This window comes from Rhizobium sp. A37_96 (assembly GCF_053521765.1).
The window spans coordinates 1,022,302-1,047,365 of the sequence record NZ_JBNWDS010000002.1 but is presented as its reverse complement, the minus strand read 5'-3'; the positions used below and the strand labels follow the sequence as shown (position 1 = coordinate 1,047,365).

The window sequence follows — 25,064 nt, the reverse complement described above, 5'->3', positions numbered from 1 at the left end:
ATGCACGCTATGCGGCCATTCCAAACCATGTCTTTGAGGACAGCCGGCTTTCCATGGAGGCGCGTTGGCTGCTGAGCTACCTGCTGTCCAAGCCGGATAACTGGACCGTGGTCATCGGCGATATCATCAAAAAGGGAAATTGCGGGCGTGACAAGGCACGGAAGATGATCGCCGAGCTTGTCGAGTTCGGCTATGCGGAGCGCGAACAGGTGCGCGAAGATGGCAAATTCGGGTCGTCAGTTCTGGTCATTTTCGACGAGCCGCTTTCGGAAAGCGCCCCAGAAGACACCGCCGTTGGCGAAAGTGTTGCATTTTTACCGCAGACGGATTTGCCGGCGACGGCAATGCCGTCGCCGGTTTCGCCGTCGCCGGTAAAATCGGCACCTAGTAATAACTTAGAACTAGCAAATACTGACTCCTACCAAGCGAGCGCTGGCGCGGAAGAGGGTTTGAAACGGTCTGATCGGAAAAGGATCGAAACGGAATTCACGCTCTGGTACGCCACTTGGAAACGAGGCGACATCGATTATGCCCGCAACGCCTGGTTCGCGCTGAGCGACGAGGAGCGGGCAGAATGCATCGAGCGGACGCCGGCCTATCTGCGATGGGCCAAGCCTGAAGACGTCAGGGCGGCGGCTGTCTACCTCAAGAACCGGATGTGGCGCGAGATGCCGGAGGAAGCGACGGCGGCTCCAACCAGGGGCATCGCCAAGGTCTGCGGCAAGCTCTGGATAGGTACGCGTCTTGTGGCGCTGTCGAAGGAGCCGACCGGGCGCTTCGTCTTCACCACGTTCGACGAGGATCAGATTGCTGCCGGCACGAAGACAAGGGAAGCGCTGCTGCGCAGCAAACGACTTGAGCATGGCTGGCCGCTTGTAACCGTCATGCGCGATCTGGCACGCCGCAAGGAGCCGTTCGTCACGTCGTTGGCGCTGCTCCCAGCGGTCGCGGGCTTCCGTCAGGTGAAGAGCGATAGCGCCTTGTTCGCGGCATGGGCCGACCTGCACGAACGCCACGGATGGCCCTTCATCGAACATCCCAACGAGTATGTCTGGTTCCCGCCCGTCGACGAAAACGCCGACGACCTGAACCAGGCCGTCGAGGATGCATTGGCAACTTTCCTTTCCACGATCAGCGAGGCGGGCAATGACGATGCAGCATAAGCGGGATGGCATTTCCGGAAAGCCGATCGAGATCCGAAAGTTTGCCGATGACAAGCAGGACACGGCGATCAGCCTGTATCGCATGCGCATTCGCGAGATCGTCGCAGCGAGTAAACGCGTGGCGGATGAGAACCCGGATCTGGCGGGATGGTACTGCCTGCATGTGCTTACCAGTAGGGAATCATCTGTGGAAAAAGCCCTGACTGATGAGCGGGTAGAATGCCTGGTGCTCCGTGAACCGGAGCGCAAAGTCGTGCGCCGTAAGAGGGAATGGACACTGCCTGGTAAACTCTGGCTACCCGGCTTTGTGCTTGTTCGCTGCGTTCCTTCCAATGAGGCATTTCGCGGCCTCCTAGGTATTCAGCACGTCACCGATATCGTCGGCGGATGGATGCGACCCTATCGAGTGTCAGATGAATCGATCAGCCAATTCAACGTGGTCATGCAGGAGAAAGAGGAAGAGCGTGAACGCCAACGTATGGAACAAGAAGCCAAGAACGCGAGCATAAAGGCAGGCGATAGGGTGCTTATCAAGCTGGGCCCATTCACCGGATTTGAGGCGCGAGTGGTGAAGATGCTGAAAGGTAAGGATAGGCGGTGCAACGTCGAATATAAGCTCATGGGCCGTGCAGGGCAGCTCAATATCCCTCTTGCGAATCTCGAAAAGCTGTGAGTACAAATCACGTCAACGGGATGATCTGCGATCTCAGTGCACCCTTGGGCGATAGCCCTGAATGTCTCGGCAGGACGCGAGGCAAAGAGAGGAAACTCTCAGGTCGGTAGCCGGGCAGACCCCGCCTTGAACGTCTCGGACGGAGACACCGATTCAAGGCCAGTGCGCAAGCTATGACTTACAGATAGGCGGCCGATGGGTCGCCTTTTTCGTATAATGGTTATGGGCAACTATGCCCTGTTCACCAAACATCTAGATATCTGGAGAGTGCCATGACGACGACTGTTGTTGTGAAGGCTAATCATGGTTGGCCGGTTGACGTAGAAGGTCGCGACCCGAAGACCGGCGAGAAGGTACAATCTTATGGCGGCCGTGTGGCTGCTGGCGAGACGCGCGAATTCTACTGCACGTCGTCGATGGATCTCGCCATCCACGAGGTGCAGCCTGACGAGATCGAGCAGACTGCAACGGATACTGCCGAATAATGGCCTCTAAGCCGAAGTCGTTCCGCCTTCGTGGCGCGGCTTCGGCTGAGCAGCGCGAGCGCGAGTATGATCGCGAGCGCGATCAGCGGCCTGGTCGTCAGTGGTATAAGACAGGCCGTTGGCAGCGCGAGCGCGCGGCCTTCCTTGCTCAGCCTGAGAACCAGTTCTGCAGACGATGCGAGCAGGCTGGTCTGCTCAATGCCGGCCACCTGACGATGCACGGCGAGCTACAGACAAACCCACGGCGCATGCATCTGGTCGTCGACCACATCAAGCGCCACCACGGCGACGAACGCCTCTTCTGGGATTGGTCGAACTGGCAGCCCCTATGCCCTGACCACCACGACGTCGTGAAGCAGGCCGAAGAGCGAGCCGCCGGCCCCGACAGGTAGGGGGGGGTCAAAAGTCCAGCACCCTGAGGGGCTAGACCGGTGGGTGTGCACGCGCACGTCGCCGCGAAATTACCGAAATATTTTTTTCTCTCGCCAAGATAGGAGGGCGAACGATGGCACGCGGTCGCAAGCCCGATACGGCAGAGCAACAGGCTGCGAAAGGTGCGCCGGGAAAGCGCATGACTTTGCAGGAAGCGCAGAAGGCTCGCGAGCCGAAGGCAGTCGCGCCCGTCGTCGTCGGCAAGATCCGGCCGCCGAAGTGGCTGAAGCGCAGCCGCAAGGCGACCGAGATCTGGAATGACCTCGCGCCGAAGCTTGAGCGCCTGAACCTTCTGAACGATCTCGATGCAACTCCGCTCGCGCGCTATTGCCGTTACATCGTCGAGTGGATCGCGGCGGACATCACCGTCCAGAAGGAAGGGACGTGGTTCGACGCCATCGACACGAACGGAAACGCCACCAAAAAGCGGCATCCGGCATGGCAAGCCTGCCAGGACATCGAAAAAATGCTGCGTGACCTTGAGGCGACCTTCGGCATGCGTCCGGACGCTCGCTACAAGATCATGCGTGACCAGGCGGCGGCCCACGGTCTCGGCAACTTGCCGCTTTGGGGCGACCAGTCAGCACCGACCGGTGAAAAATCGCCGGCAGCAGAGCCGGCAGCGCAGCAGCAGGACATCATGGGCATCCTCAAATCCTTCGATTCCGCGCCGCCGAACCGCCCGAATTGACCGATGGACGGCGTATCGACGGCCGCAATCGAGGCATCTGCCGGCGCGCAGATCTGGCCGGAACCGGAATGGATCAGGGATGCGGCCGACAATCGCGGCTGGGAATGGGCGCGCATCGCCTGGCGGCGTTGCTGCACGGTTGTCGGCGCCTGGTTCGATTACGCCAAGGCTGACGCTGCGGTAAAGCTGTTTCCGACGATCTTCCGTCTCACGGAGGATCGTTTCGCCGGCAAGCCATTCAGGCTCGGACTTTGGCAGGAAATCATCGTCCGTCTGCTGGTCGGCTGGAAGGCGCCGAACGAGATTATCGACGAGCAGACCGATGAACCGATCATCGTGCATGTGCGGATCTTCCGCCGCCTCATGCTCTGGGTCCCCAGAAAAAACGGGAAATCGGAGTTCCTGGCCGCCCTGTCGCTGCTCTTCTTCATCCTTGACGGTGTTGTCGGCGGTCAGGGATTCGTGTTTGCCCGCACCGAAAAGCAGGCCCGCATCATCTTCAACAAGATGAAGGCCATGATCAGCATGTCGCCATCGCTCGTCGATGCGCAGATGTTCAAGAAGTCGATCTATCTGCCGAAGATTCGAGCGCTCTTCGAGCTGCTGTCGGGAAAGGCGGAAGGCAAGCACGGTCAATCGCCGACTGTCATCACAGGCGACGAGATGCATGAGTGGGAAACGCCTGACCTGGCGAATTTCCTGCGACAGGGCACGGGCGCGCGGCTTGAGCCGATCGAGCTGTATGCATCGACGGCGGGTGTGAAGTCGAACAAGACGGGCTATGCGCTCTGGGAGGAAAGCCAGTCGATCCTCGAAGGACGCACCGACGATCCGACGACCCTTGTCGTCATCTTTGCCCTTGCGGAGGATGACGATTGGGAAACTGAGGCGAACTGGCCGAAGGCAAACCCCTCACTCGGGATTTCGCCGACCCTCCAGTTCCTTCGGCGCGAGGCATCTCTCGCCAAGGACAATCCGCGCGCCGAAGCGCATTTCCGCTGCTACCACGCCAATCAGTGGATTGACGCGGTTGTCCGGTGGCTGAACCTCAAGAAGTGGGATGCCTGCGCAGCTGATGCCACGATGTGGACGAAATGGCGCGACGGCGAAGGGCTTGAGGGCCGGAAGTGCCTGAGCGCCTTCGACGTGTCGGCAAATCAGGATATCACGGCGCGCATTCTCGCGTTTCCGCCAGAAAAGCCGACCGATAAGTGGATTCTCTCGGCGAAATTCTGGGTGCCGGAAGCAATCGCGCCGCTGCGCACCAAGCGCGACCGCATCTCCTACGACCAGTGGGTGAAAATGGGCGCGATCGAGACCACGCCTGGCGACTATGTCGACCAGAGCTTTGTTCAGCATCAGCTGGAAGATGATCTTGAGCGATATGATGTCGAGCTGATGGGCTACGACCCTTGGAATGCCGTCAAGCTTTACACCGATATGGTGAAAGGTGGCGTCGACGAAGAGCGCTTCCTCAAGATGCGGCAGGGCATTCCGACGCTCGGCGAACCGACGAAGTTTTTCGAGCGTCTTGTGATGGCTGGAAAGCTCGACCACGGCGGCCACCCTGTCTTGCGGTGGATGGCGGGCAATGTCGCCGTCAAGTTCGACGATAACCTCAACTACGCGCCGACGAAGAAGAAATCGGCCGAAAAGATCGACGGCATTGTTGCTGCTGTCATGGCGGTTGGTCTTTCCATGGCCGATTCCGACGACGGCGCGGATATTGGCGACTTCCTCAAGAACGCGGTGACGGCATAATGGTATTCTGGGATCGATGGAAGCGTAAGGGGCTGACAGCCAGAGATCCAGATCTCTATACACTTATGGGTGGATCTGAGACTTGGGCCGGCGAGCGCGTCAGCACTGAAGGCGCTTTGAACCTGTCAGCTTTTTGGGCTGCCTCAAGAATTACGGCGCAAACCGTTGCCAGCCTTTCCTTTGATGTGATGGAAAAGGGCGCCGATGGCGTGAAGGTCAGAGCGCCAGACCATTGGCTGCAGCCTATTATTGATAGCAGTCCCAACGCCGATCAGACCGCGATCGAGTTTTGGGAAGGCCGCGTGCTTGGCCTGTGCACGTCAGGAAATGCTTTCGCCGAAAAGGCCTTTCTTGGCAGCAAGCTAACGGCGCTAAATCGCATGCCCGCTGACACCGACGTGTCGCGAAACAGTGATGGAGCGCTGCAATACCGTTTTTCCGATCGCGGCAAAGACGTTGTCCTGCCGGAAGAGAAGGTCTTTCACGTCAGGGCCTTTGGCGATGGGGATGTAGGCTTGTCGCCTGTGGCATATGCGCGGCAGACGCTCAGCCTCACCACGGCGACGGAAAAGGCTGCGGGACACGCATATTCGAAGGGCCTGCGGTCCAAGGGCTTCTTCATAATGCCAGCTGGGGCCAAGCCCCTAAATGACGAGCAGCGGAAAGATGCGAAAAAGTCCCTCGTTGATGCCAACTCAGGCTCGAATGCGCCTTGGGCCGGGATTCTAGAGGGCGGCGTCGACTTCAAAACCGTCAGTTTGTCGATGCGCGATGCTGAGATGATCCTCAATCGGCGGTTCAATGTCGAAGAGGTCTGCCGCTGGCTTGGTGTCCCGCCGATCATCATCGGACATTCTTCTGATGGCCAGACGATGTGGGGAACCGGCGTTGCCTCGATCATGCAGGCCTGGCTGACGTTCGGCTTGCGCTCGTACATCAAGCGTATCGAGCAGGCCATTGAAAAGCGCCTGCTGACGCCGGTCGATCGCCTGCGCTACTCGATCAAGATCAATTACGAGGATTTGCTGCGTGGCGACAGCGCGGCCCGCGCTACCTTCTACAAGATTCTGCTCGATGCCGGCGTGATGACCATCAACGAGGTCCGCAAGATTGAGGGACTTCCTCCCGTTCCTGGCGGCGACATCCCGCGCATCCAGACCCAGAATCAGCCGATTTCCGACGCCACAGGCCACAACGGCGGCCCACCGATTGGAGCAAACGAATGACATTGAGACATCTTCCGGCGCTGGAAAGCCCCGCCAAATCGAATTGCTCTTTCGTCCTGTCTGATCGCGCCGTAAAATCATGGACCAGGATCGAAGCGCCCACAGCGGCGGCGGCTGACGGATCTGAGACAATCAGCATTCTCGATGTCATCGGTTGCGATTGGTGGTCGGATGGCGGCGTGACGGCAAAGGCTGTCGGCGCCACCTTGCGCAATATCGGCCCGAAGCCCGTCACCGTGCAGATCAACTCTCCCGGCGGCGACTTCTTCGAAGGCGTCACGATTTACAACATGCTGCGCGCCCATCCCGCGAAAGTGACCGTGCAGATTCTTGGTATTGCCGCGTCTGCGGCCTCTGTCATCGCCATGGCTGGTGACGAGATCCAGATTGCCAAGCTTGGCTTCATGATGATTCACAATACCCAGTGGATCGCGGCCGGCGACCGTCACGTCATGCAGGAAACGCACGACATCATGGCCGTATTTGATGCGGCGGTCGCGGATATGTTCGCGGAGCGGACCGGCGTCGACGCCGACGCGGTAGCAGGGATGCTCGACGCGGAAACCTGGATGGCAGGGCAAGCGGTCGTCGACAAGGGTTTTGCAGACGTGGCGACCGAATTCCAGACCAGCGAAGCATCTGGCGCGCAAAATGCCGCGCCGGCTCTGTATCGACTGGAAGCCGCATTGACCTCTGGCCGTCCCGTTCCGCGCTCGGAACGTCGGCGGCTGCTCAAGGAACTTTCCGAAGGCATGCCGGGCGCTGCTTCGGAAGACGCCAAGCCGGGCGCTGGCGACGATGCTGCCGACGACGGCAGTGCATACCTTGGCCTCGCCCTGGCGCGGCTGAAGCTCGCAAGAGCCTAACCCTCTCAAAATCAGGAGCCTAAAATGGCAGACGATACGAAGGACCTGCTCAAGCAGGTTTCGAGCGAACTCGTGCGCGTCAGCGACGAATTCACCAAAAAGGCCGAAGAGGCCATGCGCGAAGTCCGCAACGCCGGCAAGCTGTCCGACGAGACAAAGGCGATTGTCGACGAACTGGCCGTCAAGCAGACGGGCCTGAATGGTACCGTCGAAGAGCTGAAAGCGCGCCTTGGCGAGGTCGAGCAGAAGTCTGTTCGCCGCAGCGGCGGCGACGAGACTGCAGCGCGCTCGGTCGGTCAGCAGCTTGTCGCCGACGCCAAGCTGAAGGATTTCGCCAAGAGCGTGCAGGCTGGCCAGCGCATCAGCGTTCCGGTCAAGAACGCGACGACCAGCCCCGATATCGCCCCTGGTGTTGTCGAGCCGCAGCGCCTGCCCGGTATTGACGTCATGCCGAAACAGCGCCTGTTCATCCGTGACCTGATTTCGCCAGGCACGACAACGTCGCCCGCAATCTTCTGGGTTCAGCAGACCGGTTTCGTCAATAACGCCGCTGCGGTCGCCGAAAATACGAAGAAGCCGGAATCGTCGATCAGCTTCGACACGAAGATCACGCCAGTCGCCACGATCGCGCACCTGTTCAAGGCCTCCAAGCAGATCCTCGACGACTTCGCGCAGCTGGCCTCGACCGTCGACGCCGAGCTGCGTTATGGCCTGAAGTATGCGGAAGAGCGCGAATTGCTGTTCGGCTCCGGCGTCGGTGTCCATCTTGAGGGCATCGTGCCGCAGGCGCAGGCCTACGCACCGGCCTTTACGGTCGACATGCAGACGCCCATCGACGATCTGCGTCTTGCCATGCTGCAGACACAGCTTGCTCGCCTGCCGGCGTCCGGCTTCGTCCTTCACTTCATCGACTGGGCCAAGATCGAGCTGACGAAGGATGCAAACGGTCAGTACATCCTTGCCAATCCGCTGCGCCTTGCTTCGCCGACGCTTTGGGGACTGCCGGTTGTCGCGACCGACGTTCCGGAATTCCAGGGTGAATTCCTGACCGGCGCCTTCCAGGCCGGTGCGCAGCTCTTCGACCGTGAAGATGCCAACGTGGTCATCTCCACTGAAAACAACGATGACTTCGAAAAGAACATGGTCACCGTTCGTTGCGAAGAGCGTCTTGCTCTCGCGCTCAAGCGTCCGGAAGCCTTTGTGACCGGGCCTTTCAGCTACTGACCACAACCTCAAGCCAGCCAGCCGCGCCGAGTGCTGCGGCTGGCTTTGGGAGAACACCATGCGCATCCGTACCCTCAAAAACTTTCTCCATGATCGCAACTATCGCCGTGGCGAAGAACTCGACGTGACAGGCACGCTCGCGCGTCAGCTCACTCAAAAAGGTCTGGCTGTTGTCCTGGCTGACGAGATGCCGGACGCCACGGACGCCACGGACGCCACGGACGCCACGGACGCCACGGACGCCACGGACGCCACGGACGCCACGGACGCCACGGACGCCACGGACGAAGGCAAATCCGACGACGATTCAAAGTCCAGCGAAAAGGGGCCTGCCGAAGGCGAGAAACCGGGCAAGCCCGAAAAGACCAAGTAGCCAAACCCGCGCGGAAGCGCTTCCAAAGGAGAGTTCAATGAGACGCATCAAGCTTGTTGTCACGACGGCGGCCGATGGCACCGCGACCGCCTTCATGACGCGCACGTCAGGCAAGATCTGCAGTATCCACTATATCAAGGATGCCCAGACCGCCTTTGCCGATGGTGTCGACTTTACCGTGACGGCCGAAGAGACCGGCGAAACGATCTGGAATGAGGCCAATGTGAATGCGTCGGCCGCCAGATATCCGCGTATCCCGGTGCAGACGCCGCAGGGCGCCGCCGTTCTCTACGCGGCAGGTGGCGCGCCTGTCACAGACAAGATCGCCATTTCCAATGATCGTCTGAAATTCGTCATCGCTCAGGGCGGAAATGCCAAGAGCGGCACCTTTTACGCGGTCGTGGAATAAAGATCACATGAGCACGCGCGTCCTGTCTCCGCCGGAACCCATCCTGTTGCCATCTGACATCCCCGGCAGTCATGCCGAAGATGACCAGATGGTCGCGGCCATGATCGCGGCCGTTACGGCGGAGATAGACGGCCCCGAAGGATGGCTTGGCCGCTGCATTGGCCCGCAAACCATCGAATGGCGACTGTCTTGCTGGGCAGATCTTTGCGCAGGCATTCCATATCCTCCGCTGATCGGTGTCGACAGCATTTCCTATGACGACGAAACCGGCGCTGACGTCGAAGTTGATCAGGATCTTTGGGGCGTAAGTGGCAAATTTGTCTGGTTCAGGTCTGGCTGGTCGTTTCCATGTCTCGCCCACGTTCCCGAGCCGGTGAAAATCGTATTCCGCGCTGGCTATAACGATCAGCCTCCCACGGAAGATGGCGGAACCGGTTTCGTCCCGCCGCAAGTCAAGCAAGCTGTCATCCTCTCCGTTCAGTACCTGAAGACGCTCGGAAAGGATGACCTCTTTATGCGCGTTGATGAGGTCGAAGGCGTCGGCCGTAAGGAATTCACGGTCTCCGAGCAGGCCGGCAACATTATTCGCTCGACGACGGATCGCCTTCTTGCGGGATTGAGGAAATTCGCATGACACCCGCCGCCGCCATCGCCGCCCTCGATAGTCAGCTCGCCGAACACGGCGCGCGCGTCAGCGTCTATCGCTATACCGCCGCCAGCGGCACCCCTCGCCCGAAAGACGAGGTCGCGAATGTCCCGGCCTTCGTCCGCGCGGTCAGCGCCGATCAGCTTGCCGGCAATATTGACCAGACGGCGGTCAACGTCGTGCTTAGCCCTACCCTTCTGGCGTCCCTGCTGCCGCTGAAGAAGGGCGATAAGCTGCTGATCGACGGCCGCGAGCGCAATATCGAACTGGTGAAGCCGATCAGCATGCAGACGACGCTGGTCCGCATCAATCTCGTGGTGCTCGGCTGATGGCCGGTTTCGAAGCCTTCGACCGCGAGATCCGGCTTGCCACGGCGGGACTCGAGGCGAAACAGATCAGCACGGCGCTTGCCGCCTTCGCCCGCCAGCAATTGGCCGATGCGATTTCGGCCGGCGCAAGCCCGGTCTATGATCTCTATGTCAACGGCCGCCCGGCCGGTTCCGAAAACGAGGTCGTGGCGCCCGGTCCGATCGTCTATGAGTTCGCGCTCTGGGAACCGGTCATCACCTTCGCGCTCGACGAGCTGCGCAGCAGGTCGCCGTCAAGGTCCGGCCGCTTCCGCGGTTCGTTCATCGTCATCGCGCAGCAGCGCGTCGTCGAGGATTACGATGCCATCCCGGCCCGCGCCGAAGTGATCATCACGAATTTCCAGCCCTATATCCGCAAGATCGAGGGCGGCTTGGGAAATGAGAAGGGCAAGCGCTACCAGGTCTTTGACGGCACCAAGCGCGCGCTCGCCCGCCGTTTCGGCAATGAGGGCCGCAACACGCAGGCCGCCTTCAGCTTCGAAACGAAGTGGCTGTCCATATCCGGCGGCGTCCATCCCGGCATTCCGTACATCCTCAAGGGTCATCAGCGTCTTGGCGCTGGCGCGAAAGCCTATGGCCGCCGCAAGGATCGCGAGGCCGGCCAGCCGATCACCTATCCCGCCGTTGTCATGAACATGGTGTTCTGATGTCTTCGCCATCCGGCTTCGATGAATTTCACGATTATCTGGTCGCCTCGTGGGCCGAAACCGCTCTCGTTTTCGAGAACGAGGATTACGAGCTGCCCGACGTGCCGACAGAGTTCGTCTATGTCGAGTATGTCAGCGACGGCAGCTCGCAGGACACCTTTGGCGATCCCGGCAACAATGAATGGCTTGAGGGCTTCGGCATCTATCTTCACGTCATGACGCCGAACGGAACCGGCAGTCAGCAGGCCCGCCAGATCGGCGGCCGCCTCGCCATGTTGTTCCGCGAGCAGCCGCTTGGCGCCATGTGGTTTCGCTCGATCTCGATCGGCGCTGGCGAGCCGGGCCGCACGTTCGGCAATTACTTTGCGATGACGGTGTCGATATCGGGCGACCGACGCGACCGAACCTCGCAGCTCAATCCGTAACTGCCTCCCCAATCAACATAGCCCTTAGCGGGCCAAAACTGGAGAAAAGCTATGTCAACAGCTGATAGCTCGCTGACCCGCCTTGCCTATGTCATGGAAGAAGTGCCGGGTGTGATCCCCGATACGCCGGCTTGGAAGACGCTGAATTATGTCAGCGAAACGCTCGACGTTCAAAAGCAGACCGATACGCCGGAGGAAATCAACGGCACCCGCGACGTCACTGATATCGTCGATCTCGGACGTTCTGTCACTGGCGGCGTCAACACCCTGCTTCGATACGCTGCCTATGACGACCTTTTTTCGGCTCTCTTCTGCGCCGATTGGGCCGGAAACGTGCTGAAGAACGGCCGGCTGGTCAAGAGCCTGGCATTCGAGAAGACCTTCGATTTTGGCGGGTCGTCTGGCTACACCCGTTATTATGGCTGCCGGATGAACACTCTCGATCTGCAGCTGAACAGCCGCACCTTTGCGCAGGCCAATTGGGGTGTCATGGGCTTGGGTGCGCCCGATCCTGATGATGATATCATCACTGATGCCACCTATGCCGCCGCCTCTACAGCGCCCGTTCTGAATACCGGGCTGAACATCGGCTCCCTGGTTGTCGGCGGTGTCACGGCGCCGCCGAAGATCCAGCAGGCCAGCCTGAACATCACCAACAATATCTATGCCAACGATGTTCTCGGCAAATACGAGCCTGATAGCCATGGCCTTGGCACCTTCACGGTAACGGGCAGCCTGACGGCGCTTTTTGACAGCATTGAGCTGTATCAGAAGGTTCTGCAGCATGCGGATCTGTCGCTGTCCCTCAAGATCGGCGCTGCTGCGAACTCGAATTATGTGCTCTCGCTCGGCAAGATCAAGGCCAGCGGCGGCCCGCAGGTCGGCGGCAACAATCGCGCCGTCGTCATGCAGATGAGCATTTCCGCCAAGATCGACCCTGCCATCTCGGGCACGATGTCGTTGACCAGAGCCGTCGCCTGACGGCGGCGAACCCAGATCCGCACCCGACGCGGTCAATCTTCAGTGCACTGAACGGCCCGGCATTGTCGGGTGCCGGGCCACCCCTTCCGACAAAGGATTTCCATCATGGCAACCAAGACTGCAGAACTCGAAAACTCCACCAAGGTCGTGTCGCTCGCATCGCTGAAGCGGGACCAGGTGCGCGAGGAAAAGGGCGACTGGATCGAATCCGATAGCATCCCCGGCGTCTCCTACAATGTGTCGTCACTGAACAAGACGGCGTTCGCCAATGCCCGCGACCTCATGTATCAGCGCCTCAACAAGGTCTACCGCAGAAAGCCTATTCCTCAGGATGTGCTGCGGGTGGAGCTTGGCAAACTCTATCACCTCCACATCCTGCACGACTGGAAGGGCCTTGACGTTGCCTACACGCCGGAACTTGGCCTGACGGTCCTGACCGATCCCGCCTATCGAACCGTTCTCGCGGACGTCGAAAGCGCGGCGGCGCGTGTCGCCGACATCGATATCGAATTCGTCGAAAGCGCATTGGGAAACTGATCAAGGCCTTTCGTGCGCGCGAGCAGCGACATGGAACGGCCGCGACAGACGAATGGGTCGCGGAGGTCGCAGCCGAATATCCCGACGAGGACTGGATTGAAACCGCCCTCGACGAGCCGGATGATGAGGTAGAGCCGGAACCTTGGCACGACCTTTACTATCGCGCCTGGGACAGCCTCCGCCATGATCGCTCTTACGGCGCGTTCGGCGGCGAAAGCCCGATCTCTTATTCGGCTCTTAGCCAATATGCCCGCGATCACGATATCGCGGGCAGCGATCACGATATCTTTGTGACCTTCATGTCGGCGATCGACGCCGAATATCTCTCCATTGCTGCGGAACGTCAGAGACAACGGTCGCAAGGCCGCTGAGCGCTCCGCAGCGCCCTCCCCTGAAATCAGGATCATCCCATGGCTGTCGAGCTTCGTAGTCTTCGTATCTCTGCCGATTTCGATGCTGCCGCCTATGTGCGCGGTGCGCAGCAGAAGGTGGCGGCCGACAAAAGCATGGTGGAATCGAGCAACGAGGCCGCCGCAGCGGCGGTTAGGGTTTCGACCTCCAATGATGCCGTCAATATCAAGGTGTCCTCGACCGTCAGCGCTCTGGAGCGCTTGAGCCGTCAATATGTCGACGGTTATGGCGCGGCGCAAAAGTTCAATTCGGAACTGCTGCGGCTTGCCAAGGCGTCCGATACCGGCGTGGTGTCCGCCGAGCAGCTGCAGCGCATCTATACCGGCGTGTCGCAGCGCTTCGGGCTGACGGCCAACGGCGCCGACCTTGCCGCAAGAGGCTTCACCGGCCTTGCCGCCGCCATCGATACGGTCAACGCCAGCCTGCGCGAGCAGCAACAGGCCGCAGCGACGGCATCCCGCATTGCCGAGCTGACGGCGAAATTCGATCCCGCCTCCGCATCGGTGTCTCGTCTCAATGCCGAGTTGTCCGATCTGGCCGAAGCCGAACGTCTCGGCGTCCAGATAGCCGGCGGATATGAATCCGCCCTCGATCAGCTGATCAGCAAGTTTGACGCCGGCTCGGCGGCGATCCGCCGTCAGTCGGAGGAATATGCCGCGCTCGCCAGGGCGGCCCGTCAGGCGGAAGCCGCCGACCGGGTGCAGGGCAGATACAACCAGGTTCTGAGCGTTCGCGATCCCAACGAGTTCAGCGGCTCGGCCCGCCAGTCCGCATCCGTGTTCAGCGAACAGCTCGACCTGGCCGATGAGCAGGCGCGCGTCAATGCCGCCGCCATGCGGCTCGCCGAACAGGAAGCGGAGCGTTACGCCAAGGCCGCAAACGATCTGCGCGGCGAGCTGGATCCGCTTTGGGCGGCACAGCAAAAGCTCAATGATGAGCTGGAGCTTTACAATACGCTTGCGGCCAAGGGGCTGATCAGCGCCGAAGAACTGGCGAAGGCGCAGGAACGCGCGCAGGCTCGCATTGCCGCGAACCAGAACCAGCCCGGCAATGCGCGACCGGTGAACCATTATCAGCCCGTCAATGTCGCATACCAGGCGCAAGATACCATCACGCAGGCCATCGGAGGCAGTGCTCCCGGCACAATCGCATTTCAGCAGGGACCGCAGCTCGCCATGGCTCTTGCCGAAGGCGGGGCCGGTGGCGCAGGTGCCTTGCGCACGTTGGGCGCTGGCCTCGCATCGCTGCTGAGCGTCACCAATCTCGCATCCATTGCGTTCGTTGGCCTTGGCGCGATGGGTATTCAGGCTCTCCTGAAAATCCGTGGCGAGACGAAAAGTCTCAGCGATGCCATGAAAGATCAGGAGGATGTGCTCAAGAGGATCGCCGCGTCCTATGGTGATGTCGCCGAACAGGCCGCTAGGGCGGGAACGGAGAATAGAAACTTCCTGTCTGCTCTTGCGACGAAGAGCAGTTCCGCTCTTTCCGTCGCTGCTCAATCCGAAGCAAAAGACTACTTCGGAAACCCTAAGGTGGGCGGCACCCGCTCCGGCGGCCGCTTTGGCGGACAGGTTCTCGGATATCAGGCGACCGTCCCTGAGTTTCAGGAACCGCTTGCTAAGCTGCGCGCCGATCTCAAGGCTGGCAAGGATGGCTTTGACGAGTTTTACGATGCGATCGCAAAAAAGGTTGAGGTGAATCCTGCTCTCGCCAAGGCTGGCACTGATGTCATCGTCCTTAGCGACAATCTGAAAAAGGCCAATGACGAACTTGAGCGCATGCGCAAGGTGCAGCTTGCCCTGCAAGGCGGCAATCAGCGTGGCTTCATCGTCAACAGCCCCGGTCAGGACGCCTACGATAACTATCGTTCATCCGAGTCGGCAAATCTCACCTATGGTCAAATGGATTTTGAGGCACGAATAGCCTCGATTCGCGCCAGAACGGACACGCAGCGAATTGCCGCCGCTCGGCAAACTGCCATGGCTCAGCGCGTTCAGAATGAAACGGGTCCCGAAAATGATCAGCGAGTTTCGCAGGCTGAATCGCTTGCTCGCGTCCAGTTGGAGCAGGAAGCGAACAACGCTCAGGAGCAGCGGAAGCGTAGTCTCGACGAACTGCTGAAATCCCAGCAACTCGACATCGATCTGATCGGCAAGACGACGGGACAGGTCGCGGCCGCGCGCGAGGAATATCAGCGCATGGCCGCGCTGCGCGAGTATGCCGCGCAGAAGGGTATCGAGGGCGAGGCCAATATTCGGCAAGCCTTCGCCTCCGAGATCGAGGATATTCGGAAAACAGCAGAGGAATACGGCAAGCTGGCCGAAGCCCGCGCCCGCGCCCAACTGTCGGACAATATCAAATTCCAGCAGGACCAGCTGGGCCGCACGCCGCAGCAGCGGACGATTGCCGAGCAGTTGCGTTCGGCGGGCCTGCCGGTCGATTTGCTGTCGCCGCAGGCAAAGCAGATCGCCGACCTCGACAATGCGCAGCGGCAACGCGAGATGGACAGGCAGCGCGCCGCCTATGATGCGCAGATCGCCACGACGAATGCCCGCACGCCTGCGGAGCGGATTGCCGCCGCGCGCAAGACAGCGGAAGCGCAGGCCGGCGAGAACGACACGGATGCACAGAAGGAGCAGAAGGCGGACCAGGCCGAAGGCCTCGCGCGTGCGCAGGAAGCCCGGCAGCTGGCGGATGCGCAGCGCGACCGGCTCTTGTCGCTCAACCAGTCCGTCGCCGCGCAGCAGCAGGAAATCGCGCTGATCGGCAAGACGACGGGCGAGGCAACGGCGCTCCGGACGGCCTACGAGCTGATTTCGCAGATCCGCATGGAGGCCGCGAAGAACGGCACGCAGGTCGACGAGAAGGAAATCGAGCTGATCAGGCAGAAGGCGCAGGAGCTGGGCCGCCTGGCCGATCTCTACGCCAAAGCGAGCCTGCGCAACGATCTTGCATTCGAGCGGGACCAGATCTTCCGCAGCGACGACGATCAGCAGATTGCCTCCCGCCTCCGCTCGTCCGGCCTGCCCGTCGACATGAATTCTGCGGAGGCCAATGCGATCCGCGACAATATGAAGATTCAGGAGTTGCGGGATGGCGTGAAGGGCTTCTTCACCGATTTCCGCGACGGGTTGGAGCAAGGCAAGGGATTCGGCGAGGCCTTGGGGAACGCGATCAAGAATGCCTTGCTCAAGGCTCTGAACAATGTGACGGACTCGCTGATCAACGATCTGACTAATTCCATCCTTGGCACCGGCAAGCCGGGCGGCGGCGGCCTGCTCGGTCTGCTGGGCATCGGCGGAACGTCGACGGCGACAGGCACCACGACGGCCGTGGCGAACACCACGCTCGGCGCGGTGATCGGCATGCCGGCCAGCGCCGCATCGACGGGCGTCACTCGTCTTCTGACGTCAGCAAATGACAACAGCTCCGGTTCGATCGCGTCGTATATCTCGCAGGCCGCCATACAGCGTGGCATCGATCCCAATATCGCGCTCGCGGTCGCCAAGTCCGAAGGTGGTCTGAGCAGCTGGAACATGCAATCCGGTGTTTTCCGCAATGGGGTGCAGGAGCCGTCCTTCGGGCCGTATCAGCTCTACATGAATGGTGGCCTCGGCAACGCCTTCATGCGTCAGACCGGCCTCGATCCTCGCATGGCGTCCAATGGTCCCGCAGGCGTGGATTTCGCGCTCGACTATGCCTCAAAGAATGGCTGGGGTTCATGGTACGGCGCGGGGAAGGCGGGAATCGGCAATTGGGATGGCATTGGCAAGGTCAATACGTCGCTCAATCAGCTGAGCGGATCGGTGAATTCCGCTGCTGGAAACGTCGGTGGGCTTAGCTCCGCAACGAGCACGGCGGCCGATGGCCTGACGAGCTTCGGCGGCGGCCTCAATCAGTTCGGTCAGCAGCTCTCCTCTAGCGTCACTTCGGCATCCGGTGGTGGGGGTGGTATCGGCGGCTTCTTCTCCAGCCTCTTCGGCTTTGGTGGCGGCTCTGGCTTTAACATCGGCTCGAATGCGACGGCGGCCACCGGTTTCGATCCCTTTGCCGCTTACGCGGGTGCCGGGTTCGACGGTGGCGGCTATACCGGTGCGGGCGGAAAATACGAGCCGGCCGGCACGGTCCATCGCGGCGAAGTCGTCTGGAGTCAGGAGGATATCGCGCGTTGGGGCGGCGTCGACACTGTCGAGCGCATGCGTCTCGGTCGGCCGCAATATCGCGGCATGCCGCGCTATGGCTATGCCGACGGCGGCATCGTTGGCGCGCCGCCGCGCCGGTCCACCATCGGCGATGCGACCGAGCGTCACCAGCAGCGCATGGAGCGCGCCTCCTCGAATATCGATGTGGGCGTCGGCGTCTCGGTCGATGACGAGGGCAATCTCAAGGCCTATGTCAAGAACGTCGCGAAGAGCGAGGCAGACCGGGCGAGCGCTGCGGCCGTCACCGATTTCAGCGACAAGCGCCTGCCGTATCGCGTGCAGCAGATCAACCGTGCCCCAAGGAAGATCGGCTGATGACTGTCTCCTATCCCTACTCCCTTGCCTATTTCGCCGATCAGCTGCGCATCACCAGCGTCATCTGGGATATCCAGCGCAACGACGAGCTGTCGGGAACGGGCGACGGCCGCGTCTGGCAAGCGGAGCTGGCCGCTCCGCTCTGGATGGGCACCGTCAGCCTCATCACCATGGAAAACGACGTGGCGAAGCAGATCGCCGCCAAGATCCGCAAGCTTCACGGTGCGCAGGAGACGTTTTTCCTGTGGGATCCGCTGTCGAAGTATCCGCAATCCGATCCGACAGGCAGCATCATCGGAACACGCGTCATCACGGTCAATTCCGTCTCGGCGGATCTCGACGGGTTGAGCCTGAAGGGATTGCCGGCCGGCTATCAGCTGACGGCCGGCGACAAGATGCAGATCGCCTATGGCGCCAACCCGGTGCGCTATGCCTTCCTTGAGGTTTCGGAAAATGCCGTTGCCAGCGGCGCGGGTGTGACGCCGGTCTTCGGCGTCTTTCCGCATGTCTCGTCGGCCATCGCCGTCAATACGCAGGTCGTTCTCGCGAAGCCCGCCTGCAAATGCATCATCATGCCGGGCAGCCATAATCCCGGCACGGCGACGAAGATGCATACCGATGGCGCCGGCTTCAAGGTGATCCAGAAGAAATAGCCATGAAGAATCCGGATCCGAACTTTCTCGCGGCGCTGCAGGGCGCGCGCGACAACGGGCTGTCCATCCGCAGCCTGGTTTATTTCTCGGTCAAGACCTTTGCCGGTGCACCGGTCGAGCTTGGCGTCTGGACCGGCGACGAGGATATCTCGGTATCCGTCCTGTCCGGCGTCACCGGCCAGATGGTCACACGCAATTATTACGGCAACGGCCTGGTGACGGATATCGATCCGATCCCCAGCGTGTCGGACCTGACGATCCAGACCGTCACCATCACGCTCAGCCAGATCGCCGATATCACGCAGCAGCTGGCGCGCGGCTACGATATCAGGCTCGGCAAGGTGGAGATCCATCGCGCCATACTGGACCGGAAGAGCCGCCGGCCGGTGTCCGCTCCCGAACTGGACTGGATGGGCGAAATCGACGGATCGCCGATCGACACGCCGCAGGTCGGCGAAGACGGCGGCATCGAGATCAGGACTGTTTCCGACGCGATCTCGATGCTCACCCGCAAGAACCCTCTGAAATCGTCCTACGAGGGGCAGAAGCGGCGCAGCGGCGACGAGTTCGGCAAGTATGCCAGCACCGTCGCCACATGGGATATCCCCTGGGGGCAGAAGAAATGACCGTCGAACTGAACCGCCTGCCCGATTGGCGCACCCGCATGACGGCCGCGATCAATATCGTCAAGCGTCGGTCGTTCGACTGGCGTCAGTGCGATTGCGTGTCCGGTCTCGCGGCCCCTCACGTCGCGGCGATCACGGGCGTCGATCTCTTTGCCGGGCACGGCGAACGTTATGCCGATGCGGACGGCGCCTACGGGTTGATGAGGCAACTCGGCTTTACCGATCTCGCCGATCTCGTCGCCAGTTTCCTGCCGGAATATGAGCACCCGTCGCGCGCTTCTACCGGCGACATCGCCGCGCTCGCGGTTCCGACACGGTTCGGGCATGCGCTCGGCGTCGTCAGCGGCGACCGCATCTTCGTCCTCTCCGAGACCGGCTTCGGCACGGTCGATCTCCTGACCGCCGCACGAGCCTTCAAGGTCGGATAATCCATGAAACTCCTCATTCTCGCGCTGAACGTCATCGGCTTCTGGCTGATGGCGGATCCGGTCCATGCCGGGCCGCTCGCGGCGATTATCGCCACGGCGATTGCCAAGGGCGGCATTGGCGCCTTCCTCATCAAGGCGGCGCTCGGCGCCGTCCTGAGCTTTGCCACGACGCTGCTGCAGAAGGCTCTGACCAAGAAGCCGAAGCAGGATGCGACCGGCGTCAAGGTCGAGATCCAGATGGGCGACGACGTGTCGGCCACGGTCCTGATGGGCACCTATGCCACGGCCGGCAAGCGCAAATACACCGGCACTTGGGGAGAGCCGCACCAGACGCCGAATGCGTTCCTCGTCGACGTGATCGAGCTGAGCAATATGCCGAGCAATGCCGGCCCGCTCGGTCTCACGAGCGTCTGGATCGATGACCAGAAGTGCGGCGTCTTCTGGGACCAGCCCCATCCGGACGGTCGCGGCTATCCCATCGTCGAGTATCGCGGCTCGGATGGCGACGATCACCTCTGGATCAAGTATCTCGACGGCACCCAGACATCGGCCGATCCCTATCTGCTGTCGAAGTTCGGTGGCGATCCGGATCGCCCGTTCCTGTCGGGCATGATCGGTCGCGGCTGTCAGATCGTCATCCTGACCGCGCTCTATAACACCGACTATTTCTCCGCCATCCCGCAGGGCGTCTATGAGCCGCATCCCATGCCGCTCTACGACCTGAGAAAGGATTCGACCAATGGCGGCTCCGGGTCGCACCGCTGGGGCAACCAGGCCACCTATGAGCCGTCCAACAACAACGCGGTGATGATCTACAATCTCATTCGCGGCGTCTATTACGGCGATCAGTGGATGTGCGGCGGTCAGAATCTCGCCGCCCATCGCCTGCCGGCTTCGAACTGGATTGCTGCCGCCAACGAATGCGACCGCGCGATTGCCCTTGCGGAAGGCGGCACGGAAAAGCAGTTTCGCGCCGGCTACGAGATCCCGGTTGCCGACGACGAACCGCTTGATGTCATCGACGACCTGCGCGATGGCTGCGCCGGCCGTATCGCGGAAAATGGCGGCATCTTCAAGATCCTCGTCGGCGGTCTCGGCGCGCCGGTCTACAGCTTCTCGGATAGTGACGTCGTGGTGACCAAGGGTCAGAGCTTCGATCCGTTTCCGACGCTAAGCGCCACCTATAATGCCATAGAGGCGACCTATCCGGAGCCTGAAGAAAAGTGGGCGATGAAGGATGCGCCCGGTCTCTACAATGACACGCTCGAGGCGGCTGACGGCAATCGCCGTCTACCGGTCGGCCTGAAGTTCCCCTCGACGCCGTTCGCCAATCAGGTTCAGCGGTTGATGCGCGCCATCATTCAGGAAGATCGCCGCTTCCGCACGCATCAGTTCTACCTGCCGCCGGAGGCCTATATCCTTGAGGCAAACGACGTCACCGCATGGTCGTCAGACAGAAACGGCTATGACGACAAGCAGTTTATCGTCGTCACGCGCGAAGGCGAGCAAGGCGCGCTTCAGCTTGTCACGCTGAAGGAGGTCGATTCCTCCGATTACGATTGGAGCAGCGATTTCCAGCTGCCGACGACGATCAGCTGGACCGGCCGTATCACCGCGCCACCGCAGATCATGCAGGGATGGGATGTTCAGCCGGCGGCGATCTACGATGCCAACGGCGTTCCGCGACGGCCGGCGATCAAGGTCATCTGCGCGCCGGATCTCAATGACGTGCTGCAGGTTCAGGTGACGGTGCGCCTGAAGGAAACGGGCGACATCGTTTTCGACAGCAACTCCTATCCCTATGCCGATCCTTTCAACTGGATCGTCTCGGGCGACTGGTGCCTGCCGGCGACCGCCTACCAGGTGCGCGGCCGGCTTATCCCCTACACCAGCCGCACGACGCTGTTTTCGGCGTGGCTCGATGTCACGACGCCGGACACCCGGCTTTCCTTCGTCGACCTTGCGGCCGATATCCTCGCGAGCCTGCAGACGCTGCAGGACTGGATCAATGACGATCTGGCCGACCAGATCAGCGCGAACGCGCAGGCGATCAGCGACCAGGCGCAGGCCATTCTTGCCGAAGCGCAGGCGCGCGCCGCTGCGATCGCGGCGGAAGAATCGGCGCGCGTTGCCGGCGCGCTTGAAGCGTCCAGCCGGTATCGGGATCTCGTCAGGGAAATTGCGGCGATCCGCGACTATGCCGCCGATCTCGCCAATGCCTCCTATACGCAGAAAGAACAGCTTCGCCAGACGCTGACGACGCGCATCGGCGATGTCGTCGCCAGCTTCAACGATCAGATCACGGTCGCGGTATCGGCCAATGCCGCGCTGGCGCTGCGCGTCACCTCGCTTGAGGCTGACACCGGCTCCCTGCATGCGCAGGTCACGCAGGTCGATCAGGCGCGCGCCGATGGCGACCAGGCGCTTGCCGATCGCATGTCGCTGCTGTCGGCCGGCACGGACAACCAGTTCGATCCGGCCGCAAGTGCGCTGTGGACCTTCGATACCACCGTCATGGGCTGGACCGGAAACGGCAATCCAACCGTAGCCGGCGGCTTTCTGCGCCCTGCCAATCAGGCAGCCGATCCTTATGTGCTGTCGCCGACCGGCCTTGCTGTCTCGGGGAACGTCTACCGGCAGGTTCGCGCCCGCGTTCGCCGGACCGGTGCGCCGGCATGGGAGGGCATTGCCTGGTGGAAGGCGGCGAGCGATGGCGGCTGGGATATCGCCCGTCAGCAGATCCTTGCCGAACCGGAATTCGATCTTGACGGCATTGCGCTGCTCACCTTCAACATGGCCTGGTCGGGCACCATCGACCAGATCAGGATGGACCTGTCGCCGGCACAGACCGCGACGGACTATTTCGAGTTTGACTGGATCGCCATCGGCTCGCCGTCGCCCGGTGCCTCGCGTGCCGAGCTGGCGGCCGAACAGCAGGCCCGAGCCTCCGGCGACAGCGCCAACGCCCAATCCATCACGGCGCTCCAGGCGGCCCTCACCAGCACGAACGGGACCGTGCAGGCCAACTCGACCGCCATCGGCAGCCTGCAGGGTTCCGTCACGGCGCTCGGCAACACCGTCACGGCACAGGGGCAGTCGCTGACGGCCCTGTCGCAGACGGTCGACGGCAAAGCGAGCGTTGATAGCGTCGACCAGCTATCGAACAAGATCGACAGCATGGGCGGCCCTGATGGCGTCACCAGCCTTGGGCAGTCGCTGCGGGCGATCCGCAACACGTTGCTGCCGCAGTCCATGGAAGGCGTCGAGCAGGATTTCGCCAACTTCCTCGACAAGATGAACGGGAAGGCAGCGCTTTCGCTTGTCTCGCAGACGCTGACCTCGCAAATCACGCTGACGCAAAACAGCCTCGATATCCTGTCGCAGGCCGTGACACAGGTGCAGGCGACCTTGCCGGGGTTCGCCACCTCGACGGCGCTCACTGCGCTGACCAGCCGCGTCACGGTCACCGAAGGCAGCATCACGGTTATCAGCTCCAACGTCACGGCACTGCAGGCGGCGTTGCCGGGCAAGGCCGATGCGTCGGCGCTGCAATCGCTGTCGCTCACGGTCAGCCAGCAGGGCGATGCCATCACGTCGCAAGGGTCGGCGATCACGAACCTGCAGACCAGCGTTGCCGGCAAGGCGGATGCGTCGGCCCTGTCGTCGCTGCAGACGACCGTCAACGACCAGGCGGCTGAATTGTCCTCGCAGGGGCAGGCGATCACGCAGATCAACACGGCGCTGCCCAACAAGGCGAACACGAACGATGTGAACACGGCCCTTGCGGAAAAGGCGAGCGCCGCCGCCCTGACAGCGCTTGCGGCCACCGTCAGCGAGCAAGGGGACGATATCACCGCCAACGCGGATGCTCTGACCTCAATCAGTGCTTCTGTCGGCGAGGTTTCGGCCGATGCGAAATTCCGGATGGAAGTCGTCGCCGGGCCGGCCGGCTATACGCAGATAGGCGCACAGGCCCGCTTCAACGACGGGTCGGGCTGGAAGGCCGCCGGCTGGTATATCCGTGTCCCGAGCGATCCGAACGCGCCGGCCGGCTTCTATGTGCAGGCCAATCAGTTCGGCTTCATCGATAACGGGTCGGTGCCTTTCGCGGTCAATGGCGGCATCACCTACCTGGTCAATGCCAATATCCAGTATGCCAACATCGGCACGCTGCAGGTCGGCACCTCGAACATTGCCGGCGGTGCCTGCACCGCCATGGGCAACGGCAAATTCACCGGTACGCAGAACGTCGGGCCGAATGTGGTCGTCAATCTGGTGAGCTGCACGGTCAACGTTCAAGGCGAGGGTCGCGTAGCGATCGACGCCATGACGATCGCACAGTTCAACCAGAATGGCAGCACCACGAACGCGCAGGATGTCGGCGTCAATATCCTCCGGGATGGGGTGCTCATCTTTCAGCAGGTCTACTTCCTGCCGAACGTCAAGGTCGAAGTGACGACGACCGGCGGCGGCAATGGGGCGACGTCGCAGAACGCCTACACGGCCGGACATATCACCGTATGCGGCTTCTATGACGAGCCGGGCGTCGGCACGCACACCTACACCATGCAGATCAACAACCCCCGCAACACGATCGGCTGGAACGAATCCCACATCCGAGCCACGGCCTACAAGAGGTGAGACATGACAGACGATCCCTTGCCAGAACAGCAATTCATACCCGTCGATCCGATCGTCAATTGCATCGTCTATGATGCAACCGGCCGCATCCGGCAGAGCGGCGCATGCGCCCGCAGCATCCTTAACGTTCACGCTGCCCATTTCGGTGCGGGCTACATGGTCATGGAGGTTCCGGAAGGCCAGTTCAGCCGGGATATCGATGCTAGCGCCTATGTGCTCGATGGCGTCATCACGCCGAAAGCCGTCGTGCTGTCGGCGACCGAAATCACCATTGCGGCCGATGGCGTCTCGACGGCCGCCTTTCCGGTTCCGGCCGGGACGATGGTCACGCATGAGGGCGAGACCGTCGAGATAGAAGACGGCCTGTTCGAATTCTCCTCCGATGATGTCGGCACCTTCGGTTTCGCCTTCGCCGTGCCGGCCGCCTGGCGGGATTTTCGGGTGACGATCCATGCGGTTTGATCGTCGGGCCAATCTCTCGCAGCTCAAGGCCGACCTGCAGGCGCACGTCGATAGCGAGGCCGGCGCGCTGCGCGCCCGCTTCATCACCGTCACGACCGGTCAGGACATGGTCTACTGGGCAAAGCAGCAGGAAGCCCAGTTGATCGCGGCCGATCCGCAGCAGGGCGCGAGCGTGCCGGATGCCGAGACGCCGCATGTGTCGGCCGAAGCATTGGCGGATGGCGTCAGCCGCTTCGAAAAGGCCGTCGAGATCCTGACCATCTATCAGCTTTGGGCAACCGTCTCGCCGCTGATCGAAGGCCGCCGCCTGGCGGCAAAGCAGGCGATATCGGCCGCAACCACACCCAACGCAGCGCGAACCGCCGCCGTCATCGACTGGCGGGACGTAGACGCCTACGCGCAATCACAGGAGCAATAAG

At 61.4% G+C, this 25,064-nt stretch carries 25 protein-coding genes; all 25 read left to right on the top strand.

The window, feature by feature from the left end; all coding sequences use genetic code 11:
• The first annotated feature begins 107 nt into the window (after positions 1 to 107).
• The 25 genes from ACQZ6J_RS11575 (at position 108) to ACQZ6J_RS11455 (ending at position 25,063) form a co-directional block, all read left to right on the top strand.
• A complete protein-coding gene (locus ACQZ6J_RS11575) occupies positions 108 to 1,163 on the top strand; it encodes a helix-turn-helix domain-containing protein (RefSeq protein WP_449084117.1) in 1,056 nt (351 codons plus the stop codon).
• Positions 1,147 to 1,836 (top strand): transcription termination/antitermination protein NusG, encoded by a 690-nt coding sequence (gene nusG / locus ACQZ6J_RS11570; protein ID WP_449084116.1) that lies wholly within the window; start codon positions 1,147 to 1,149, stop codon positions 1,834 to 1,836. Before ACQZ6J_RS11575 ends, nusG begins: the two co-directional genes overlap by 17 nt.
• A 272-nt stretch (positions 1,837 to 2,108) precedes the next feature.
• Positions 2,109 to 2,321 (top strand): hypothetical protein, encoded by a 213-nt coding sequence (locus ACQZ6J_RS11565; protein WP_449084115.1) that lies wholly within the window; start codon positions 2,109 to 2,111, stop codon positions 2,319 to 2,321.
• Positions 2,321 to 2,713: an HNH endonuclease signature motif containing protein gene (locus ACQZ6J_RS11560; RefSeq protein ID WP_449084114.1), complete on the top strand. Its 393-nt coding sequence runs from the start codon at positions 2,321 to 2,323 to the stop codon at positions 2,711 to 2,713. Before ACQZ6J_RS11565 ends, ACQZ6J_RS11560 begins: the two co-directional genes overlap by 1 nt.
• Before the next feature lie 113 nt (positions 2,714 to 2,826).
• Entirely contained in the window at positions 2,827 to 3,444 is a 618-nt protein-coding gene (locus ACQZ6J_RS11555) for a phage terminase small subunit P27 family (protein ID WP_449084113.1), read from the top strand.
• A gap of 3 nt (positions 3,445 to 3,447) precedes the next feature.
• Positions 3,448 to 5,205 carry a terminase large subunit gene (locus tag ACQZ6J_RS11550; protein ID WP_449084112.1) on the top strand — a complete coding sequence of 586 codons (1,758 nt, stop codon included), beginning with the start codon at positions 3,448 to 3,450 and terminating at the stop codon, positions 5,203 to 5,205.
• Positions 5,205 to 6,431 (top strand): phage portal protein, encoded by a 1,227-nt coding sequence (locus tag ACQZ6J_RS11545; protein ID WP_449084111.1) that lies wholly within the window; start codon positions 5,205 to 5,207, stop codon positions 6,429 to 6,431. Before ACQZ6J_RS11550 ends, ACQZ6J_RS11545 begins: the two co-directional genes overlap by 1 nt.
• Complete coding sequence (locus ACQZ6J_RS11540; protein ID WP_449084110.1) at positions 6,428 to 7,297, top strand: head maturation protease, ClpP-related; 870 nt, start codon at positions 6,428 to 6,430, stop codon at positions 7,295 to 7,297. Before ACQZ6J_RS11545 ends, ACQZ6J_RS11540 begins: the two co-directional genes overlap by 4 nt.
• A gap of 24 nt (positions 7,298 to 7,321) precedes the next feature.
• A complete protein-coding gene (locus ACQZ6J_RS11535; RefSeq protein WP_449084109.1) occupies positions 7,322 to 8,521 on the top strand; it encodes a phage major capsid protein in 1,200 nt (399 codons plus the stop codon).
• Between the two features lie 58 nt (positions 8,522 to 8,579).
• Complete coding sequence (locus ACQZ6J_RS11530) at positions 8,580 to 8,894, top strand: hypothetical protein (protein ID WP_449084108.1); 315 nt, start codon at positions 8,580 to 8,582, stop codon at positions 8,892 to 8,894.
• 37 nt (positions 8,895 to 8,931) lie between these two features.
• Positions 8,932 to 9,303, top strand: a complete 372-nt coding sequence (locus ACQZ6J_RS11525) for a hypothetical protein (RefSeq protein ID WP_174005740.1) — start codon at positions 8,932 to 8,934, stop codon at positions 9,301 to 9,303.
• 7 nt (positions 9,304 to 9,310) lie between these two features.
• Complete coding sequence (locus tag ACQZ6J_RS11520) at positions 9,311 to 9,937, top strand: hypothetical protein (protein WP_449084107.1); 627 nt, start codon at positions 9,311 to 9,313, stop codon at positions 9,935 to 9,937.
• Positions 9,934 to 10,278 carry a hypothetical protein gene (locus ACQZ6J_RS11515; protein ID WP_449084106.1) on the top strand — a complete coding sequence of 115 codons (345 nt, stop codon included), beginning with the start codon at positions 9,934 to 9,936 and terminating at the stop codon, positions 10,276 to 10,278. Before ACQZ6J_RS11520 ends, ACQZ6J_RS11515 begins: the two co-directional genes overlap by 4 nt.
• Entirely contained in the window at positions 10,278 to 10,964 is a 687-nt protein-coding gene (locus ACQZ6J_RS11510; protein ID WP_449084105.1) for a hypothetical protein, read from the top strand. The genes ACQZ6J_RS11515 and ACQZ6J_RS11510 overlap by 1 nt, the downstream gene beginning before the upstream one ends.
• Entirely contained in the window at positions 10,964 to 11,389 is a 426-nt protein-coding gene (locus tag ACQZ6J_RS11505) for a hypothetical protein (RefSeq protein ID WP_449084104.1), read from the top strand. The genes ACQZ6J_RS11510 and ACQZ6J_RS11505 overlap by 1 nt, the downstream gene beginning before the upstream one ends.
• Positions 11,390 to 11,440: 51 nt before the next feature.
• Entirely contained in the window at positions 11,441 to 12,370 is a 930-nt protein-coding gene (locus ACQZ6J_RS11500) for a phage tail tube protein (protein ID WP_449084103.1), read from the top strand.
• A gap of 105 nt (positions 12,371 to 12,475) precedes the next feature.
• On the top strand, positions 12,476 to 12,907 hold the full coding sequence (locus ACQZ6J_RS11495) for a hypothetical protein (protein ID WP_449084102.1): 432 nt from the start codon (positions 12,476 to 12,478) through the stop codon (positions 12,905 to 12,907).
• Positions 12,880 to 13,278 carry a phage tail assembly chaperone gene (locus ACQZ6J_RS11490; protein ID WP_449084174.1) on the top strand — a complete coding sequence of 133 codons (399 nt, stop codon included), beginning with the start codon at positions 12,880 to 12,882 and terminating at the stop codon, positions 13,276 to 13,278. The genes ACQZ6J_RS11495 and ACQZ6J_RS11490 overlap by 28 nt, the downstream gene beginning before the upstream one ends.
• Before the next feature lie 39 nt (positions 13,279 to 13,317).
• Positions 13,318 to 17,835, top strand: a complete 4,518-nt coding sequence (locus ACQZ6J_RS11485) for a hypothetical protein (RefSeq protein ID WP_449084101.1) — start codon at positions 13,318 to 13,320, stop codon at positions 17,833 to 17,835.
• The gene (locus ACQZ6J_RS11480) at positions 17,835 to 18,488 is read left to right on the top strand and encodes a hypothetical protein (protein WP_449084100.1); all 654 of its coding nucleotides are present in this window, start codon (positions 17,835 to 17,837) and stop codon (positions 18,486 to 18,488) included. The genes ACQZ6J_RS11485 and ACQZ6J_RS11480 overlap by 1 nt, the downstream gene beginning before the upstream one ends.
• A gap of 2 nt (positions 18,489 to 18,490) precedes the next feature.
• Positions 18,491 to 19,114 carry a hypothetical protein gene (locus tag ACQZ6J_RS11475; protein WP_449084099.1) on the top strand — a complete coding sequence of 208 codons (624 nt, stop codon included), beginning with the start codon at positions 18,491 to 18,493 and terminating at the stop codon, positions 19,112 to 19,114.
• Positions 19,111 to 19,542 (top strand): DUF6950 family protein, encoded by a 432-nt coding sequence (locus ACQZ6J_RS11470; protein ID WP_449084098.1) that lies wholly within the window; start codon positions 19,111 to 19,113, stop codon positions 19,540 to 19,542. Before ACQZ6J_RS11475 ends, ACQZ6J_RS11470 begins: the two co-directional genes overlap by 4 nt.
• Before the next feature lie 3 nt (positions 19,543 to 19,545).
• Positions 19,546 to 24,183 (top strand): hypothetical protein, encoded by a 4,638-nt coding sequence (locus tag ACQZ6J_RS11465; RefSeq protein WP_449084096.1) that lies wholly within the window; start codon positions 19,546 to 19,548, stop codon positions 24,181 to 24,183.
• Positions 24,184 to 24,186: 3 nt separating this feature from the next.
• The gene (locus ACQZ6J_RS11460) at positions 24,187 to 24,645 is read left to right on the top strand and encodes a hypothetical protein (protein WP_449084094.1); all 459 of its coding nucleotides are present in this window, start codon (positions 24,187 to 24,189) and stop codon (positions 24,643 to 24,645) included.
• Positions 24,635 to 25,063, top strand: coding sequence for a hypothetical protein (locus tag ACQZ6J_RS11455; RefSeq protein ID WP_449084092.1), 429 nt, complete (start codon positions 24,635 to 24,637; stop codon positions 25,061 to 25,063). Before ACQZ6J_RS11460 ends, ACQZ6J_RS11455 begins: the two co-directional genes overlap by 11 nt.
• Position 25,064 lies beyond the last annotated feature (1 nt).